Here is a 17,486-nt window from a genome sequence, read left to right as displayed (position 1 = left end):
CGATGCGTGTCCTGATTATCGAAGACGAAGAGAAAACCGCCGATTACCTGCACCGGGGCCTGACCGAGCAGGGTTACACCACCGACGTCGCGCGCGAAGGCATCGAAGGCCTGCACATGGCGCTGGAGAGTGAATATGCGGTGATCATTCTCGACGTCATGCTGCCGGGTCTGGACGGTTATGGCGTGCTGCGTGCCCTGCGCGCGCGCAAACAGACGCCGGTGATCATGCTCACCGCCCGCGAGAACGTCGACGATCGCATACGCGGCCTGCGCGAAGGCGCTGACGATTACCTCGGCAAGCCGTTCTCGTTTCTGGAACTGGTGGCGCGTTTGCAAGCCCTGACCCGGCGCAGCGGCGGTCACGAGCCGGTGCAGATCAGTGTCGCCGATTTGTGGATTGATCTGATCAGTCGCAAGGCCACGCGGGCCGGCGTTCGTCTGGACCTCACCGCCAAGGAGTTTTCGCTGCTCAGCGTACTGGCGCGGCGTCAGGGGGAAATCCTGTCGAAGACGTCGATTGCCGAGATGGTCTGGGACGTGAATTTCGACAGCGACGCCAACGTCGTCGAAGTCGCGATCAAACGCCTGCGCGCCAAGCTCGACGGGCCGTTCGAGCAGAAACTGCTGCACACCATCCGCGGCATGGGTTACGTGCTGGAGAGCCGTCGTGTCGACTAACTCCATCGCCCTGCGCCTGAGCGGCATGTTCGCCCTCGTGGCGCTGATGGTGTTTCTGTTGATCGGCTGGGCGCTTTACCTGCAAGTGGACAAGGGCCTGGGTTTGCTGCCGGAAGCCGAGGTCGACGCTCGATACAGCGTGCTCGAATCGGCCGTCCAGCGTTACGGCACGCCTGAACACTGGGCGAAGATCAACGCCAAGCTCCGGCTGCTCAGCGAGGAAGACAAACGCCTGCGCTTTTGGGTGGTCAGCGACAACCCAACCTATGAATTCGGTAACCCCGACGCCGAGATCCGCGCCTTCGCCAAGGGCCCCTTGGGCATGCGCGACTTGAACCTGAGCGGCCATGATTACCCGTTCAAAGTGCTGGTCAGTCAGTTCCCGGCGAAAGATCAACGCCCGCCGCTGCGTTTTCTCACAGCGGTCGACACCGAAACCTTCTGGCAGACCCAACACTCCCTGCTCATCGCGCTGATCAGTCTGGCAGCCGTCGGCATTCTCCTCGCCTCAGCACTGGGTTACTGGGTGGCGCGCATCGGCCTGAAACCACTGACGGAACTGTCGCTGGAGGCGCGCAAACTGACGCCGCCGCGATTGAGCGGGCGCCTGAAGTTGGCGCATCTGCCGCCGGAGCTGGATCAGTTCGTGACCTCGTTCAACTCGACGCTGGACCGGGTTGAGCAGGCCTATTCGCGGCTGGAGTCGTTCAACGCCGACGTCGCCCATGAACTGCGCTCGCCACTGACCAATCTCATCGGGCAGACCCAGGTCGCGTTGACCCGAGGGCGGTCGGCCGAGCATTACTTCGAGGTGCTGCAATCCAACCTTGAGGAGCTTGAGCGGCTGCGCTCGATTATCAACGACATGCTGTTTCTGGCCAGCGCCGATCAGGGCAGCAAGGCCACGCAACTGACCCAGGCCTCACTCGCTCAGGAAGTGGCGAAGACCCTGGATTACCTGGATTTCATTCTGGAAGACGCCCAGGTGCAGGTTGAGGTGCGAGGCGATGCTAACGCGCCCATCGAAACCGCGCACTTGCGCCGGGCGCTGATCAACCTGCTGCACAATGCGGTGCAGCACACCTCGCCAGGGCAGTTGATTCATGTGGATATCCGCGATGAGGGCGATCACGTCAGCATCGGCGTGACCAACCCCGGCGCGCCGATCGCCGGGGAGCATCTGCCGAAACTGTTCGAGCGCTTCTACCGCGTCGATGCCTCGCGCAGCAACAGCGGCGCCAACCACGGGCTTGGTCTGGCGATCGTCAAAGCTATCGCCCTGATGCACGGCGGCACCGTGTTCGTGCGCAGCGAGCATGGGGTGAATACGTTCGGGATCAATTTGCCGAGTTGAGCTTGTCGTCTGGATTGCCCCGCTGAAACGCACTGGTTGCTCATGATCGTTGCTCATGATGCTGATGGTTCCCACGCTCCGCGTGGTAGCCCGCCCAGGACGCTCCGCGTCCCCATCCGCGTTTCGATGACGCGGAGCGTCATGAGCGGCATTCCCACGCGGAGCGTGAGGAACGATCACAAGCGCGCGGCGGCGAAGGCGCTTGGATTACTCATCTACCAACTCAGCCCTGCGTTTATTCAACTCTCGCCTCAAACGCATGTTCTCCACCGCAAGCGCCACAATCATCAGCGTGCCCAGCAGTTCAAAACCATGCAAACCAACAAAGTGCCAAAACACCCACGCGGCGATGGCGACAATCACAGCAACCGCCAGCAGCAAGACTGAGTCCCTCACACTACCCGCCCCAAGAATCGATAAATGGCTTTGCCCGGTGTGGCGGCTTGGTATATGCCTGGATACATGTGCAGGCAATGGACCAGCCAGTCAGTCCTAAGGTTATGCATTTGGGCGGTGAGAAGCACATCCGACAAAGTCGCACCGTTACCCAGCACCCTTCCAGTAGCGACAGCAATGCTGCCAATCACCGCCCCCAGATAGAACGCCGCCGAGCATGCTCCGACGATTGCCAGTTGCTCTAATTTGGTACCCGCTCGCATAAGCTCACTGATTGTCACCTTCTTACCGAATTTCTCGATTTGGCTCAGAAGCGTCGTCGCTGTCGCCACCGCGCTCGTCACAGAGCCGAAGAGCGATTGGGGCGCAGGCAGTCCCATGCTTTCCATGTTTTCTTTGAAGTATTGGTAGAAATCTGACACCGAAGCAATCCCTGTATTAGCCAATCCAAGGTGGCAAAGGCTATGGGACTTACAGCGGGTTTGATGGGCAGCAATGCCACTCTGGCGGTAGGAAGCGTCCGAGATGGCAGGAGGATCAGGCCTACATATGATGGTTCCCACGCTCAGCGTGGTAACCCGTTTTGGATGCTCCGCGTCCCCGTTCGTGCTGCGGAGTCGCGGAGCGTCATCAGCGGCATTCCCACGCGGAGCGTGAGGAACGATCCTCGTGGCGATCAACCTTTCTTTACAAACTCCGACTTCAGCTTCATCGCGCCGATGCCGTCGATTTTGCAGTCGATGTCGTGATCGCCGTCCACCAGACGGATGTTTTTGACCTTGGTGCCGACCTTGACCACCAGCGATGAGCCTTTGACCTTCAGGTCTTTGATGACCGTGACGGTGTCGCCGTCCTGAAGGGTGTTGCCCACGGCGTCCTTGATGACTTTGGTGTCGTCGCCCGCTTCGGCGCTGGCGCCGTCAGCCGACCATTCGTGGGCGCATTCCGGGCACACGAACTGGCTGCCATCTTCGTAGGTGTACTCGGAACTGCATTTTGGGCACGGCGGTAAGCTCACGGCGGATCTCGCATCAGAAGGAATAGGCGCAGGATTATAAGGGTTTTTATCCACCTGAGGAGCGGGAGCCTGAAAACGCTGGAAACATCGCCCGCTGCGGTAGTCTGAATCCCAAGCACGGCGAGAGGCCGTGGTCAGGGCGAGGAGTCAGCCATGAACGATCCATTTGACCTGCAGCGATTTGTCGAGGCGCAAGCGTCGACCCACGAACGCGCATTGGCGGAGCTTAAATCCGGGCGCAAACAGTCGCACTGGATGTGGTTCGTCTTCCCGCAACTGGCGGGGCTGGGCCACAGTGACATGGCCCGGCGGTACGGCATCAGTGGGCGTGAGGAGGCGATTGCCTACTTGCAGCATCCGGTATTGAGCGAACGGTTGGCGCGCTGTTGCGAGGCGTTGCTTGAGTGGAAAGCTCGCAGCGCCACGCAAATCATGGGCTCGCCGGACGACATGAAGCTGCGCTCGAGCATGACCCTGTTTGCAGCGTTCGCGCCTGAAACGCGGGTTTTTCAGGAAGTGCTTGAGGCGTTTTTCGACGGCAAGCCGGATGCCGTGACGCTGTCGAAGCTGGGCTGAGGCAGGCTTTCACCTGCACTCACCCTCAGGCCAACGCCGTGTCCATCACCATCATCAGGCAGAACCCGCCCAGCAATCCGAAGCTGGCAATTTTGTCGTGACCGTTGCGGCGGGATTCGGGGATGATTTCGTGGGTCACCACCAGCAGCATCGCCCCGGCTGCCAGCGCCAGGCCCACCGGCAACAGCAACGCGGCCACTTCCACCAGCCAGGCGCAGAGCACGGCGAACACCGGCTCGACCAACCCGGACGCCGCGCCGATCAGAAACGCCTTGAGCCGCGACATGCCGGCAGACGCCAGCACCAGCGCAATGACCAGCCCTTCCGGCACATCCTGAATGGCGATACCCATCGCCAGGCTGTCGGCGTGAGCCAGACCACCACCCGCCGACACGCCCACCGCCATGCCTTCGGGAATATTGTGGGCAATGATGGCAATCACAAACAGCCAGATGTTCGAGGGAATCGCCGGTTTCCCGGCCACCTCCGACAACTGCGGTCCTCTGGAGACCAGCGTGTCGACCAGAAACAGGCCCGCCGCGCCGAGCAATATCCCGAAGCTGATCAACGCACCGGCGCCCCACGGGGTAAAGCCCAAATCGTGGGCCGCGCCAAGGCCCGGCACGATCAATGAAAACGCCGTCGCCGCCAGCATGATGCCGGCGCCGAATCCCAGCAGGCCGTCGGACACCGCCACCGGCATGCCGCGGATCACCAGCACCGGCACGGCACCCAGCGCGGTGCCCAATGCGCAGATGGCGCCACCTTCCAGCGCTCGCAACATTCTCGGCTCAAGTGCAACCCATGAAAGTCCCTGCGCCACCAGCAGGCCGGTGCCAACGAGGACCAGAATCGAGCCCAATGCCAGCCGCAATAACCGCACGCTGCCGAGAGCCATTATGTCCGAACGCATAAATCGCCTTATCCGAGGTCTGGGAAATTTCAGCCGAGCGCCGCTGCGTAGCGCTTGGCAACCTCATCCCAGTTGACGACGTTGTAGAACGCGGCGATGTATTCCGGACGACGGTTCTGGTAGCGCAGGTAATAGGCATGCTCCCAGACGTCCAGCCCGAGGATCGGCGTGTTGCCATTCATGAGCGGGCTGTCCTGATTGCCGCTGCTTTCCACCACGAGTTTTTTGTCCGGGGTAACGCTCAGCCAGGCCCAGCCGCTGCCGAAGCGGGTCAGCGCTGCCTTGGTGAAGGCGTCCTTGAACGCGTCGAATCCGCCCACTTGCTCGTCGATCGCCGTCGCCAGCGCACCGCCTGGCACCCCGCCGCCCTGGGGGCTCATCACTTCCCAAAACAGCGAATGGTTGGCATGTCCGCCGCCCTGATTGATCACCGCCGGGCGCAGTTTTTCCGGAAGCTCGGCGACGCGGGCGACCAGCTTCTCGATCGGCCACTCGGCGTATTCCGTGCCGTCGACCGCCGCGTTGAGGTTGTTGATGTAGGTCTGGTGGTGCTTGCTGTAGTGGATTTCCATGGTCTGCGCGTCGATGTGCGGCTCGAGCGCATCGTAGGCGTAGGGCAAGGCGGGCAAGGTAAACGGCATGTCAGTGGACTCCAAACGAGAGGGTGCCGGCGCGGGCAACGTGGTGCTGAAGCGCCGTGCGGGAATGTTCGCCGTTGCTGTTGAGCAGGCGACGGGTGCGTGGGTACTCGCCGTATTGGCCGACGAAGCCCAAGAGTTCGCTGTAGGTTTTATTGCTGTGCCGCAGCGCCGCCTGTCGCAGGGCAGGCGTCATTTGTGGGTCCTGAATTACATTCAACAGGCGCTGATGGACGGCGCAGAGGTATTCGGCGCTCTCCTCCGGCTGACCCAGGCTCAGGTGCAGATCCGCCAGGTTGTGGTGCGAAATCACGAACGCCGCCACGGCCTCATCGGCGACGCTCCAACGGTCGAACAGCACTTGCGCCAGCGCGAGGGCTTGCAGGTACAGCTCGCGCGCATCGATCAGGTCGCCTCGGTTGAAGCGACTGTTACCGCTCAGGATGGTACGTTTCCATTGCTCCATGGCGCAGGTCCTCACGAGTGGCGCCGGCGGTCAGAAGCCGTCGGCAGGGCGTTTTGCGGATTCGATGGCGCGGGTTCCGTCAGCGAAATCGACGGCAGCAGTGCGCAGGTCGCCAGGCGCTGGGCGAAGGCCTGAACGCGTTCCAACTGTGCAGCGGAGAAAGCAAGCGCCTGCATGTCTCGCAGCGGACGCCATGCCTGGTCCAGGCACAGACAACGCCAATGCCAGGGCAGCGCGGTATCGCTGGCGGTGTCGATCAGCAGGCGAAAGGTGCTTTCACAAATGAGGGATTTGGGCGTGGCGGTAAAGCGCGCCAGGTAACGGCCTTCCGCAAGGTAGTGTTCGATGAGCCGCGGCTCGTCCGGATCCAGCGCGCAGCGAATCCGCAGACTCAACGCGCGCCAGTTTTCCAGGTACGGCGACTCGTGCAGAACAGTGCCCATGACCGAGGCCCACTTAACGAATGAGATTCATTATTAAATGAGTTTAAGAATCAAAACAACCCCGGCAGCGGATTGAGTTCACGCACGGAGCTTGAAAGCGCCCATAAAAAAGGCCCGCACCGAAATCGGGGCAGGCCTTTTGGGTGAAGCGGCGAAACAGGACGAACTCAGCTGCCCGCGACCATCATTTTCTCGATGAGCACAGAGCCGGTGCGGATGTTGCTGCGCAACTCCAGATCAGTGCCCACGGCGACGATCTGCTTGAACATGTCGCGCATGTTGCCGGCGATGGTCACTTCTTGAACCGGGAACTGGATCTCTCCGTTCTCGACCCAAAAACCTGCCGCGCCGCGAGAATAATCGCCGGTGACCATGTTCAGGCCGCTGCCCATTAGCTCGGTGACCAACAGCCCGCGTCCCATTCGGCGGATCAACGCGGCCTGGTCTTCAGTGCCGTGGCTGACGAACAGGTTATGCACCCCACCTGCGTTCGCGGTGCTCGGCAGGCCGAGTTTGCGGCCCGAATAGGTGCTGAGAATGTAGGAGACCAGATCACCGTTTTCGACGAACGGCTTGGCGTAAGTCGCCAGGCCATCGCCGTCGAACGCGGAGCTGCCCATGGCGCCGACCAGATGCGGACGCTCGTCGATGGTCATCCACTCGGGGAACAGACGTTGACCGATGGCGCCTTCAAGGAAAGACGACTTGCGGTACAGGTTGCCGCCGGAAATCGCGCCCATAAAACTGCCGAACAAACCGCCCGCCAATTCTGCAGAGAACAGCACCGGCACTTCGCAAGTCGGCACCGGCCGTGCGCCCAGTCGGCTCGCGGCGCGCTCGGCGGCTTTCTGGCCGATGAGTCTGGCGTCCATCAACAGCTCGCCACGGCGATTCACGTCATACCAGTAGTCGCGCTGCATCTGCCCTTCGCCCTCGGCGATCATCACGCAGCTCAGGCTGTGGCGGGTCGACGCGTAGCCGCCGATGAAACCGTGACTGTTGCCGTAGACGCGGCAGCCCTGATGCACGTTCAGCGTGGTGCCGTCGGCGTTCTTGATCCGGCTGTCGGCGTCGAAGGCCGCGGCTTCACAGATCAGCGCACGTTCGATGGCCTGTTCGGGGGTAATGTCCCACGGGTGATAGAGGTCGAAATCCGGCTGGTCTTTCGCCATCAGCGCAGCGTCGGCGAGCCCCGAGGCTTCGTCTTCCGACGTGTGTTTGGCGATGGCCAGGGCCGCGGCAACGGTTTCACGAATGGCGTCAGGGCCGCTCGCGGAGGTGCTGGCCGAACCCTTGCGGTGGCCCACGTACAAGGTGATGCCGAAACCCTGATCGCGGTTGAATTCGACTGTCTCGACTTCGCGCTGGCGAACCGTGGTGGACAGGCCCTGCTCCAGCGACACGGCGACTTCACACGCAGTCGCGCCCTGACGCTTGGCTTCAGCGACGATCTGCTCGACCTGCTGCTGCAATGCCGGCAAAGCCTGCGGGCCGACGCTTTCTGATGCACTCATGACGTTCTCCATCAAATTCTGATTTCAGCAGCCGGGCCGGACAACCGGGCCCTGACTGGTTATCATGGCGGCGTTTATTTGCGGACGGCCCCCATGGTTGATTCTTACGACGACTCCTTCGACGGAGAGAAAAGCAAAACCCAGGTCAAACGAGAGCTTCACGCTCTGGTGGAGCTGGGCGAACGCTTGACGACATTCAAGCCCGATGTGCTGGCCAAGCTGCCTCTGACCGACCCTCTGCGTCGGGCATTGGCCGATGCTTCCAAGCACACCGCGCACATTGCGCGCAAACGCCACATTCAATTCATCGGCAAGCTGATGCGCGATCAGGATCTGGATGAAATCCTGGTGCTGCTCGATCAGCTCGACGCTTCTACGCGCCAGTACAACGAGCGCTTCCACAATCTGGAACGCTGGCGTGATCGCCTGGTGACCGGTACCGACGACGTACTTGAGCAGTTCGTCAGTGAATACCCGGACGCCGACCGCCAGCAACTGCGCTCGCTGATCCGTCAGGCTCAGCATGAAGCCGCGCAGAACAAGGCCCCTACCGCGACCCGCAAAATCTTCAAATACATCCGCGAGCTGGACGAAAGCAAACGCGGACTGCGCTAGAACTGCTGCGCCGTTTGAATCACTCAACCGGCGCAAGCCCCTCGATTATCAAGCCCCGCCTGTGCCGCCAACGGTGATCGCATCGATCTTCAGCGTGGGCTGACCGACGCCGACTGGAACCGATTGACCGTCCTTGCCGCAGGTGCCCACGCCACTGTCCAGGGACAGATCGTTGCCGACCATCGACACGCGGCTCATGCATTCCGGGCCGTTACCAATCAGCGTTGCGCCTTTGACCGGTGCGGTGATTTTGCCGTCTTCGATCAGATAGGCCTCGCTGGTGGAGAACACGAACTTGCCGCTGGTGATATCGACCTGCCCGCCACCGAGGTTGGCGCAGTAGATCCCGCGCTTGACCGAGGCGATGATTTCCGCCGGATCGCTCTGGCCGCCGAGCATGTAGGTATTGGTCATGCGCGGCATCGGCAGGTGCGCGTAGGACTCGCGACGACCATTGCCCGTGCGCGCGACGCCCATCAGCCGTGCGTTGAGCTTGTCTTGCATGTAGCCCTTGAGCACGCCGTTTTCGATCAGCGTGGTGCACTCGGTCGGGGTGCCTTCGTCATCGACGGTGAGAGAACCGCGGCGATCGGCCAACGTGCCGTCATCGACGATGGTGCAGAGCTTGGACGCGACCATTTCGCCCATGCGACCGCTGTAGGCCGAGCTGCCCTTGCGGTTAAAGTCGCCCTCGAGGCCGTGGCCGACCGCTTCGTGCAGCAGCACGCCGGACCAGCCGGAACCCAACACCACCGGCAAGGTGCCCGCCGGCGCCGGAATGGCTTCGAGATTGACCAGCGCCTGACGCAGCGCTTCACGGGCATAGCCCATGGCGCGGTCGTCGCTGAGGAAATAACGGTAATCGGTGCGACCGCCGCCGCCATGGCCGCCGCGCTCGCGACGGCCGTTCTGCTCGACGATCACGCTGACGTTGAAACGCACCAGCGGACGGACGTCGGCGGCAAGACCGCCGTCAGTGGAGGCGACAAGAATGCGTTCCCAGACACCGGCCATGCTCACGGTGACTTGCTGAATGCGCGGGTCAAGCGCACGGGTAGCGGCATCGACACGCTTGAGCAATTCGACTTTCTCGGCGCGGGTCATGACTTCCAGCGGGTTGTCCGGCGCGTACAGCTGGGCGACATCCTGGGCGGTGAACGCCTGAACACGACCGTTCTGGCCAGCTCGGGAAATCGAGCGCGCGGCCCGAGCCGCCTGGGTCAAAGCTTCAGGGGTGATGGCGTTGCTGTAGGCGAAGCCGGTTTTCTCGCCTGACTGTGCGCGGACGCCGACGCCCTGGTCCAGGTTGAAACTGCCTTCCTTGACGATGCCGTCTTCCAGCGCCCAGGACTCGGAAATCTGCCCCTGAAAATACAGGTCGGCCGCATCAATGCCGGGGCCGGCCAGCTCGCCGAGCACCGATTGCAGGCTGTCGATGCTCAGGCCGCCTGGTGCCAGAAGGTGTTCGCTGACAGAGGACAAGTGGCTCATATTCACTCCGGGGTATTGGCAGGTCGCACGGCGGCCTGCGAAAAAAATCGCCGGTGATTCGATACCGGCATGCGCGCCCGTATGGACGCTTGTTCTACGCTGTCTCGTTCGGCCAGCATCACGGCTTCACCCTGTGCCTGCTCGGCCAGCACGCGGCCCCATGGATCTATGATCGCCGCGTGCCCAAATGTTTCTCTCGGCCCCGGATGAATGCCGCCTTGCGCCGCCAGTACATAGCACTGGGTTTCGATGGCCCGGGCGCGCAACAGAATCTCCCAGTGCGCCGCGCCGGTCACGGCGGTAAAGGCCGACGGCGCGGTGATCAATTCAGCTCCCGCCTCCCGCAGCGCGGTGTACAGCTCCGGGAAACGCAGGTCGTAACACACCGAAAGCCCCAGCCTGCCGACCGGCGTGTCAGCCACTACGACATTGTTGCCGTGGGCGTAATCGTCGGATTCCCGGTACTGCCCTCGGGCATCGGCAACATCGACGTCGAACAGGTGCAGCTTGTCGTAACGCGCGACTTGCTGGCCCTGATCGTCAATCAGCAGCGAACATGCCGTGACTTTGCCATCAGGCTGACCTTCAGGGGGCAGCGGCAATGTGCCGGCCACTATCCATAAGGTGAGGTCGCGAGCGGCAAGTTTCAACCATGGCAGGATCGGTCCTTCGCCAAGGGCCTCGGCGCGGCCGATGGCAGCCACATCACGACGGCCCATCGCGGCGAAGTTTTCCGGGAGCACAGCCAGTTTCGCACCTCACGCAGCGGCCTGTTCCAGCAATCGGCGCGCCTGGGCCAGATTGCCGAGCACGCCGCTCTGGCTGACCATCTGAATGACTGCGAAGGACATACGCGCTCCCTGATCGATAGAACTGCACTCTACTCCAAGCACCGATGATTGGGCTTGTTCGACACGCTGATTTCAGCCTACTGGAACCGCATTCACCCCGTAGGACTGGCTTTAGCCGGGAAGGCGCCGGAAGCCACACCACAAAACTGTCGGTGTTCAAACCGGCCTCTTCCCGGCTGAAGCCGGCCCCACTGACACCGGAGTACTTAGTGGGACCGGCTTTAGCCGGGAAGGCGTCGGGTGTCACACCACAGATTCATTTTCCGGGCGTTATACCTCACTGCGGTTTCTCGAACGGCTTGTCGAAGGTGATCTTCGGTTCTTTCCATGGCCCTTCGACCTTGTACTGGACGCTGGCGAATCGGGACACGCGGTCGCCCAGCAGCTTGTCGACCAGAAACAACGCGCCGCCAATCGCCGGTGCGCCGACGATCAATGCGGCGATCGGCAGGTTGTTGGTCACCGGCAGGGTCACCAGCAGCTTGGCGTCGACGCGGTCGCGGACCATGTCCAGCGTGCCGTCGAGCTCAAGATTAGTGGACGGCCCGGTCATGGTGATCGGATCGCGGGTGACGTACACCCCATCGCTCGCCACCAGCAGCCCTTTGACTTTGTCGTAGCTCAGCCCTTTGCCCAGCAGGTCGGAGAAGTCCAGGCGCAGACGCCGGCCAATCGAATTGAAGTTGAGCAAGCCGAACACACGCAACGCCTGCGCGCCACCCTCGACCTCAACGAACTGGCCATTCTTCAGCGTCGCATCCAGGCTGCCGGAATAACGCTTCAACCCCACCCACGCAGGCGAACCCGGCCAACGTCCGTCAGCGTTCAGCTCGAACTCCTGACTGGTGACGGTGGGCGCGAAGCCCCAGGCCTTGAGCACATCCGCGAGATTCTTGCCGCTCACTTGGCCTTTGAACCAACTGCCCGTCGTCCCCGGCGTGCCTTCCCAACCGCCATTGCCCAGCAGCGCAATACCTTTGAGGCCCAAATTCATGTCAGACATCTGGAGGCCGTTCGGCGTCGGACGGACCTTGAGCGACCACGCCCCCATCAATTGATCGCCCTGAAACAGCTGGGTGATCTTGATGTTCAGCGCGGGAATATTGCGCGGGTCCACGTCCGCCAACGGGTCCGGCGCGTTTTCAACGACTGCCGCGTTGGGGTCCGGTGCAGGCAAGCGTACATACAGCAGACTGATGTCGATCGGCGCGGTTTTGCTGTCCGGCAACGTCGCGGTGCCTTTCACCTTCGAGCTATCCAGCGACAGCGCCCATGCGGCACTGCTGCGCTGGAGCTGAACGCCCACTTGCTCCAGCGTTGTGCCCATCGCGGTCAGCTTGCCGATCTGCAAGTCCACGCTATTGAGCAACTGCTTGGCGCTGCCGCCCGGGTCGGTGCCAGCGTAACGCTCAGCCATGGCTTGCCAGGGCGCGATGTCTAACTCGGATAACGAGCCGCGAACACGCAGCCCCTTGCTGTCCGGCACGATCGCACCGCCTTCACCGAGGAACAGCTCGCCACGTCCGTCGCTGAATTTACCCGGCGGCGACGCGAACGCCAGATTGGCGATATTGCCGTAGCCGACGTCGATACGCCTTTCCGGGCCTTGCAGGTTCATGCGGAAATCGGTGTCGCGCGTCTCATCAACGGTTTTGCCGAAAGGAGCCGGCAGATCCACCGCCAGCCCTTTCAGGTCCGAGTTGATCTGCAGCTGGCTGGCGTTGCCGCTCAACGTCAGCTGCAGCTGATAGGGCAGATCCCCCGAAATCGGCAGCGGCTGCGTGACGCCCAGCCAGTCGGTCAGGCGTTTGCTGGCAATCTGGCTGCTGGCGGTGATGCGCGTCACCGGCGCCCCCGGTTTGCCTTCGGCGAAAATCTCGGCGTTCACCGGTTTGTCGAACGCAACGGCCTTGATGTTCTTGCCGCTCAGGCCTTTGGTGTAATCGAAGCGGAAGTCACCGCGCAGTTGCGTCAGCTCCAGCACCGGATCGGCGAGCTTGAGCCGCGCGCTGTCGGTACTGAAATCCATCACGACCTTGGGGTCCTGTCCCTTGACAAGCGGAATATCCAGATTGAGGTGCCCCTGCAACGGCCCTTCCGCCTGCCAGCCGGCGAAGGTCTGGGCGGTGCCGATTGGCGCTTCCTGGAGAATCTTCATGCCGTCCTGGAGGCTGCCTTTCAAGTCACTGTCCACCAGCAGATGGCTGGACTGGCCCGCAGGGACGTGTGGAATGTCCACCGCGACATTGCTGACCTGGGTGTTCAGCAGCTGACCCTTGTTGGCCCGAATGCGCACGCCGCTGTTCTCGACGAACACATCGCCGTCGACATTGTTCAGCTGCGGCCAGCCCGGTTGAAAGGCCAGGCTCGCGTTGCGCACCTTGAAGAACAGGCTGATGACCCGCGCCACGTCAGGCGCGTCCTTGTTGATCGAGCCCTGATACTGGAAGAAACCCTGATCGACGTTGCCGCCCAGAATCGCAGTGCGCAGCCATTGATCGAGGGCCGGGCTGAGCACGGCGGGCAGGTACTTGGAGGTGTAGCGACCGTCGCCGTCGACCAGCCCGACGCGCAGATCCATGTAGTCTTCCTGGCTGTGATCGAAGTGCAGGCGAATGAGGAAATCGCTGGCGATGTTGCCCTCCTCCCCTTGGACCTTGATGTACGGCGCAATCAGCGTGAAGCCCTGATCGTCCAGCGACCAGGTCAGCTTTGCATTGGCGTGACGGTACTTCCATTCGTTACGGAAGATCGGGTCCAGGTGCAGCATGAAATCGTCAGTGTCCAGGCGCAGTTCGCCCTGGCCCAGATCTCCGCTGATGGCCCCGCTGACGTTCCCCGCTGCCGGCGCGCCGTGGTAGGCGTCGAAACCGACCTTGTCCAGATTGGCGGCGAAGCTCAGCCGCTTGGGCGCTTCGGCTTGGGGCCGATAATCAAGCAGCACGTTGCGCAGCCCGCCGGTGACTTTCAGGCGGTCCACCGCCACCATGACCTGGTCGGGCAACGGCGCCAGTGAGTCGAGCAACGGCGTGATGGGCGTCAGATCAAGCCGGTCAGCCTGGACGTGCCACAGTTCTTCGGCGTCAGCCGTGGCGGCGGTCTGTTGCAAGTGAATGCGGCTTTCCCAACGCATACTGTTCAGGTCCATCGCCAGCGAGTCGAGGGTGGCGCTGAAGCCTTTTTCGTCGCGCTGAAACCAGGCGTTGAGGGCCAGGTTGTCGATGCTCGCGGGTTTGCGGTCGGCGTAGGCGCCTTTGAACTGCGGCGCATTCAGCCGCACCGCGGCACTTTGCAGATTGCCCTTGCCCCAGTTCAGCCACACCTCACCGCCGGCCTTGAGGTTCTGGATCTTCCAGTCGCGGGTGAGGCTCTTCGGCAGCCACTTCGACCAATCGCTTTGCGGGAGGCTCAGGTAGGCTTCGGCCGCACCGTCGCGCCACTCATGGGCGCGCACGGTGGAGCGAACGTTCAGCGACAGCGGCTGGCCGTCAGGCAGGTTCAGGCGGGCGTCGAGGCGCTGGTGCACGCTGCCGGTCTTCAGCGTCAGGCTTACATAGGTCAGCGTCAGGGGCGACTGATCGTAGGGCTGCAAGGTGATCTGGCTGTCGAACAACGACAGGTGCGAGACCATCTGCATCTGAGTGAAGATTGTCTCGGGATCGGTGACCTGATCCGGCTGTACGGGCAGGCCTTGCAGTGCCCAGTGGCCGTTCTGGTCTTCTTTCAGGCCGAACTGCAGCCCGTCCAGCTCAAGCCGTTCAAGGCGCACTTCACGGGTCCGCAGGCTGGCGAGCAGGTCAGGCATGGCCCGCACGTGATCCAGCCGAACGGCGTTGCCGCCCTCGCCGATCATTACGTCACGGGCGACGAAGATAGGGGCGAAGCCGCTCCAGCTGCCTTCCAGCCGACCGATGCTCACCGGCATGCCCAGCGCGGTCTGCGCCTTGGCTTCCACGTCGGCGCGGTATTCGGCCACCATCGGCACCAACTGACGCCCGACGCTCACGTACAGCGCGACCAGCACCACGAAAAGGGCACACAGACTCAGGCCCCACCGCGTCAGTACAGCCAGAAACCGGGTCAGACGCTCCATGTCGCTGCGCCTCCGCAAAAACGGCCTGCATATGGCATCCGGCCCAATCGTGCAGGTGCGGGTACGTCCAGGTTGTGCTCAATCGCCACGCGTTGTTCTCTTTGGACGGCATCCGTTCCGTCTGCCTCAAGGGCACTGTTTTCTGTCTTCAACTGCACCGCCACTCGGCAGCACGGCGCATCACGCACTCTCAGAGCAGCACGACGTCATATTGTTCCTGGGAGTACATGGTCTCGACCTGAAAACGAATGGTTCTGCCGATGAACACTTCCAGTTCGGCCACGTTGCCGGATTCTTCGTCAAGCAGCCGGTCGACCACCTTCTGATTGGCCAGCACGCGATAACCCACCGCCTGATAAGCGCGGGCTTCACGCAATATCTCGCGGAATATCTCGTAGCAGATGGTTTCCGGGGTCTTCAGCTTGCCACGGCCCTGGCAACTGCTGCACGGCTCGCACAGCACTTGCTCCAGACTTTCCCGGGTGCGCTTGCGCGTCATCTGCACCAGACCCAGTTCGGTGATGCCGATGATGTTGGTTTTCGCGTGATCGCGCTCAAGCTGTTTTTCGAGGGTCCGCAAGACTTGACGCTGATGCTCGGCGTCTTCCATGTCGATGAAATCGATGATGATGATGCCGCCGATATTGCGCAGCCGAAGCTGTCGGGCAATGGCAGTCGCCGCTTCAAGATTGGTCTTGAAGATGGTCTCTTCGAGGTTGCGATGGCCGACGAACGCACCGGTGTTGACGTCGATGGTGGTCATGGCTTCGGCAGGATCGATCACCAGATAGCCGCCGGACTTGAGCGGCACCTTGCGGTCCAGCGCCCGCTGAATTTCGTCCTCGACGCCATACAGGTCGAAGATCGGCCGCTCGCCAGGGTAGTGCTCAAGACGGTCGGCGATTTCCGGCATCAGCTCGGCAACGAACTGGGTGGTCTTCTGGAAGGTTTCGCGGGAATCGATGCGGATCTTCTCGGTGCGCGGGCTGACCAGGTCGCGCAAGGTGCGCAGCGCCAGGCCGAGGTCTTCGTAGATCACGCTGGCCGGGCTGATGGTTTTGATCTGCTCGCCAATCTGGTCCCAGAGCCTGCGCAGGTAGCGGATGTCCATCATGATCTCGTCGGCGCCTGCACCCTCGGCCGCCGTGCGCAGGATAAACCCGCCCTTCTCCTTGATCCCTTCCTTGGCGACGCAATCGCTGACCACTTGTTTCAGGCGCTCGCGCTCGGCTTCGTCTTCGATTTTCAGGGAAATGCCGACATGGGCCGTGCGTGGCATGTACACGAGGTAGCGCGACGGAATCGACAGTTGAGTCGTCAGCCGTGCGCCTTTGCTGCCGATCGGGTCTTTGGTGACCTGCACCACCAGACTCTGGCCGTCGTGGACCAGCGAGCTGATGGTCTCCACGGCCGGCCCTTCGCGCATGGAGATTTCCGAGGCGTGAATGAACGCCGCGCGGTCCAGACCGATGTCGATGAACGCCGCCTGCATCCCAGGCAGCACGCGCACGACCTTGCCCTTGTAGATATTGCCCACGATCCCGCGACGCTGGGTGCGTTCGACGTGCACCTCTTGCAACACCCCGTTCTCAACGACCGCCACGCGCGATTCCATCGGCGTGATGTTGATCAGAATCTCTTCACTCATGACTTGTCACCTTCCGGGCGTTGCCAACAGGGTATGCCGAAACGCTGGAGGATTTCTGCGGTTTCGCACAAGGGCAAACCGACCACGGCGGAATAACTGCCACTGAGGTTTTCCACGAACACCGCGCCCAGGCCTTGAATACCGTAGCCGCCGGCCTTGTCGCAGGGCTCGCCGCTGGCCCAGTAACGGCGGGCCTCGTCCTCCGGGATCGCCCGGAAACGGACACGGCTGGTGACGGTTCGCGTTTCGCAGCGCTCTTCATGGACCACGGCGATGGCGGTCAGGACTTCGTGTTCTCGGTTCGAGAGTGCGGCAAGCATCGCCAGCGCCTCGGCTTCGTCCGCCGGTTTGCCGAGGATGCGGCCGTCGAGGACCACGGCGGTGTCGGCGCCGAGGACGCAGGCGGTCGGGTAGGCAGGATCGTTGGCGAGCTGCAGCAGGCCGGCGTCCGCCTTGCCACGGGCCAGCCGCAGGACGTACGCAGCGGGGGTTTCGTTGGCCAGAGGGGTTTCGTCGATGTCGGCGCTGAGGGTCGTGAACGGCACGCCGATCTGGGTCAGCAGCTCACGACGGCGCGGGGAGCCGGAGGCAAGAAGAAGTTGAGGCATGGGACGTCTCCGTGTCGTTGATCACAAGCGTAGCCTTGGTGCAGACCGCTGACGTGATGGTGGTCACACCGGCGTCTTCCCGGCTGAAGCCGGTCCCACTAAAGCATCGCATTCATCCTGTGGGACCGGCTTTAGCCGGGAAAGCATCGGGTGTCACACCGCAGAACCGATGGCGCCCATAC

16 protein-coding genes and 1 pseudogene are annotated in these 17,486 nt (G+C 62.1%); 4 read left to right on the top strand and 13 right to left on the bottom strand.

The window, feature by feature from the left end:
• The first annotated feature begins 2 nt into the window (after nucleotides 1–2).
• On the top strand, nucleotides 3–680 hold the full coding sequence (locus tag ABEH28_RS11595) for a heavy metal response regulator transcription factor (RefSeq protein ID WP_122534987.1): 678 nt from the start codon (nucleotides 3–5) through the stop codon (nucleotides 678–680).
• Nucleotides 670–2,034: a heavy metal sensor histidine kinase gene (locus ABEH28_RS11590; RefSeq protein ID WP_346629992.1), complete on the top strand. Its 1,365-nt coding sequence runs from the start codon at nucleotides 670–672 to the stop codon at nucleotides 2,032–2,034. Before ABEH28_RS11595 ends, ABEH28_RS11590 begins: the two co-directional genes overlap by 11 nt.
• 207 nt (nucleotides 2,035–2,241) lie before the next feature.
• On the opposite strand, the gene ABEH28_RS11585 is transcribed toward ABEH28_RS11590, so the two are convergent.
• From ABEH28_RS11585 to ABEH28_RS11575, 3 genes are all read right to left on the bottom strand, one after another.
• Nucleotides 2,242–2,415: a hypothetical protein gene (locus tag ABEH28_RS11585; RefSeq protein ID WP_282370428.1), complete on the bottom strand. Its 174-nt coding sequence runs from the start codon at nucleotides 2,413–2,415 to the stop codon at nucleotides 2,242–2,244.
• Nucleotides 2,416–2,426: 11 nt separating this feature from the next.
• The gene (locus tag ABEH28_RS11580; RefSeq protein ID WP_282370430.1) at nucleotides 2,427–2,852 is read right to left on the bottom strand and encodes a hypothetical protein; all 426 of its coding nucleotides are present in this window, start codon (nucleotides 2,850–2,852) and stop codon (nucleotides 2,427–2,429) included.
• Between the two features lie 254 nt (nucleotides 2,853–3,106).
• On the bottom strand, nucleotides 3,107–3,448 hold the full coding sequence (locus tag ABEH28_RS11575; protein WP_074886446.1) for a zinc ribbon domain-containing protein YjdM: 342 nt from the start codon (nucleotides 3,446–3,448) through the stop codon (nucleotides 3,107–3,109).
• Between the two features lie 153 nt (nucleotides 3,449–3,601).
• Between ABEH28_RS11575 and ABEH28_RS11570 the strand changes: the two genes are divergently transcribed.
• Nucleotides 3,602–4,024: a DUF1810 domain-containing protein gene (locus ABEH28_RS11570; protein WP_346629991.1), complete on the top strand. Its 423-nt coding sequence runs from the start codon at nucleotides 3,602–3,604 to the stop codon at nucleotides 4,022–4,024.
• 25 nt (nucleotides 4,025–4,049) lie between these two features.
• Here the strand turns inward: ABEH28_RS11570 and ABEH28_RS11565 are convergent, their stop codons facing one another.
• The 5 genes from ABEH28_RS11565 to pmbA form a co-directional block, all read right to left on the bottom strand.
• Nucleotides 4,050–4,937 carry a ZIP family metal transporter gene (locus ABEH28_RS11565; protein WP_346629990.1) on the bottom strand — a complete coding sequence of 296 codons (888 nt, stop codon included), beginning with the start codon at nucleotides 4,935–4,937 and terminating at the stop codon, nucleotides 4,050–4,052.
• A gap of 29 nt (nucleotides 4,938–4,966) precedes the next feature.
• Nucleotides 4,967–5,578, bottom strand: a complete 612-nt coding sequence (locus ABEH28_RS11560) for a superoxide dismutase (protein WP_346629989.1) — start codon at nucleotides 5,576–5,578, stop codon at nucleotides 4,967–4,969.
• Between the two features lies 1 nt (nucleotide 5,579).
• Entirely contained in the window at nucleotides 5,580–6,041 is a 462-nt protein-coding gene (locus tag ABEH28_RS11555; RefSeq protein ID WP_346629988.1) for a hypothetical protein, read from the bottom strand.
• Between the two features lie 11 nt (nucleotides 6,042–6,052).
• The gene (locus ABEH28_RS11550; RefSeq protein ID WP_346629987.1) at nucleotides 6,053–6,484 is read right to left on the bottom strand and encodes a FagA protein; all 432 of its coding nucleotides are present in this window, start codon (nucleotides 6,482–6,484) and stop codon (nucleotides 6,053–6,055) included.
• Nucleotides 6,485–6,651: 167 nt separating this feature from the next.
• Entirely contained in the window at nucleotides 6,652–7,998 is a 1,347-nt protein-coding gene (gene pmbA / locus ABEH28_RS11545; protein ID WP_346629986.1) for a metalloprotease PmbA, read from the bottom strand.
• 93 nt (nucleotides 7,999–8,091) lie between these two features.
• Here pmbA and yjgA point away from each other — a divergent pair, with 93 nt between their 5' ends.
• Nucleotides 8,092–8,613, top strand: coding sequence for a ribosome biogenesis factor YjgA (gene yjgA, locus ABEH28_RS11540; RefSeq protein ID WP_133776245.1), 522 nt, complete (start codon nucleotides 8,092–8,094; stop codon nucleotides 8,611–8,613).
• A gap of 48 nt (nucleotides 8,614–8,661) precedes the next feature.
• Here yjgA and tldD read toward each other — a convergent pair whose 3' ends face one another.
• From tldD to ABEH28_RS11515, 5 genes and pseudogenes are all read right to left on the bottom strand, one after another.
• Nucleotides 8,662–10,104 (bottom strand): metalloprotease TldD, encoded by a 1,443-nt coding sequence (gene tldD, locus ABEH28_RS11535; protein ID WP_346629985.1) that lies wholly within the window; start codon nucleotides 10,102–10,104, stop codon nucleotides 8,662–8,664.
• A gap of 2 nt (nucleotides 10,105–10,106) precedes the next feature.
• A pseudogene (locus ABEH28_RS11530) lies at nucleotides 10,107–10,955 on the bottom strand (carbon-nitrogen hydrolase family protein).
• A gap of 277 nt (nucleotides 10,956–11,232) precedes the next feature.
• Nucleotides 11,233–15,048 (bottom strand): YhdP family protein, encoded by a 3,816-nt coding sequence (locus ABEH28_RS11525; protein ID WP_346629984.1) that lies wholly within the window; start codon nucleotides 15,046–15,048, stop codon nucleotides 11,233–11,235.
• Between the two features lie 190 nt (nucleotides 15,049–15,238).
• The gene (rng, locus tag ABEH28_RS11520) at nucleotides 15,239–16,696 is read right to left on the bottom strand and encodes a ribonuclease G (RefSeq protein WP_037012596.1); all 1,458 of its coding nucleotides are present in this window, start codon (nucleotides 16,694–16,696) and stop codon (nucleotides 15,239–15,241) included.
• Nucleotides 16,693–17,304, bottom strand: coding sequence for a nucleoside triphosphate pyrophosphatase (locus ABEH28_RS11515; protein WP_237251256.1), 612 nt, complete (start codon nucleotides 17,302–17,304; stop codon nucleotides 16,693–16,695). Before ABEH28_RS11515 ends, rng begins: the two co-directional genes overlap by 4 nt.
• Nucleotides 17,305–17,486: the final 182 nt, after the last annotated feature.

This window comes from Pseudomonas sp. Ps21-P2, from assembly GCF_039672565.1.
Lineage (GTDB): Bacteria > Pseudomonadota > Gammaproteobacteria > Pseudomonadales > Pseudomonadaceae > Aquipseudomonas.
This window is presented reverse-complemented; position numbering and strand designations above follow the sequence as displayed.

Excerpts from the sequence above, each read along its gene's own strand:
- ABEH28_RS11595 (WP_122534987.1), top strand. The coding sequence starts at position 3 with ATGCGTGTCCTGATTATCGAAGACGAAGAGAAAACCGCCGATTACCTG.
- ABEH28_RS11570 (WP_346629991.1), top strand. The coding sequence starts at position 3,602 with ATGAACGATCCATTTGACCTGCAGCGATTTGTCGAGGCGCAAGCGTCG.
- ABEH28_RS11565 (WP_346629990.1), bottom strand. The coding sequence starts at position 4,937 with ATGCGTTCGGACATAATGGCTCTCGGCAGCGTGCGGTTATTGCGGCTG.
- ABEH28_RS11560 (WP_346629989.1), bottom strand. The coding sequence starts at position 5,578 with ATGCCGTTTACCTTGCCCGCCTTGCCCTACGCCTACGATGCGCTCGAG.
- ABEH28_RS11555 (WP_346629988.1), bottom strand. The coding sequence starts at position 6,041 with ATGGAGCAATGGAAACGTACCATCCTGAGCGGTAACAGTCGCTTCAAC.
- ABEH28_RS11550 (WP_346629987.1), bottom strand. The coding sequence starts at position 6,484 with ATGGGCACTGTTCTGCACGAGTCGCCGTACCTGGAAAACTGGCGCGCG.
- pmbA (WP_346629986.1), bottom strand. The coding sequence starts at position 7,998 with ATGAGTGCATCAGAAAGCGTCGGCCCGCAGGCTTTGCCGGCATTGCAG.
- yjgA (WP_133776245.1), top strand. The coding sequence starts at position 8,092 with ATGGTTGATTCTTACGACGACTCCTTCGACGGAGAGAAAAGCAAAACC.
- tldD (WP_346629985.1), bottom strand. The coding sequence starts at position 10,104 with ATGAGCCACTTGTCCTCTGTCAGCGAACACCTTCTGGCACCAGGCGGC.
- ABEH28_RS11525 (WP_346629984.1), bottom strand. The coding sequence starts at position 15,048 with ATGGAGCGTCTGACCCGGTTTCTGGCTGTACTGACGCGGTGGGGCCTG.
- rng (WP_037012596.1), bottom strand. The coding sequence starts at position 16,696 with ATGAGTGAAGAGATTCTGATCAACATCACGCCGATGGAATCGCGCGTG.
- ABEH28_RS11515 (WP_237251256.1), bottom strand. The coding sequence starts at position 17,304 with ATGCCTCAACTTCTTCTTGCCTCCGGCTCCCCGCGCCGTCGTGAGCTG.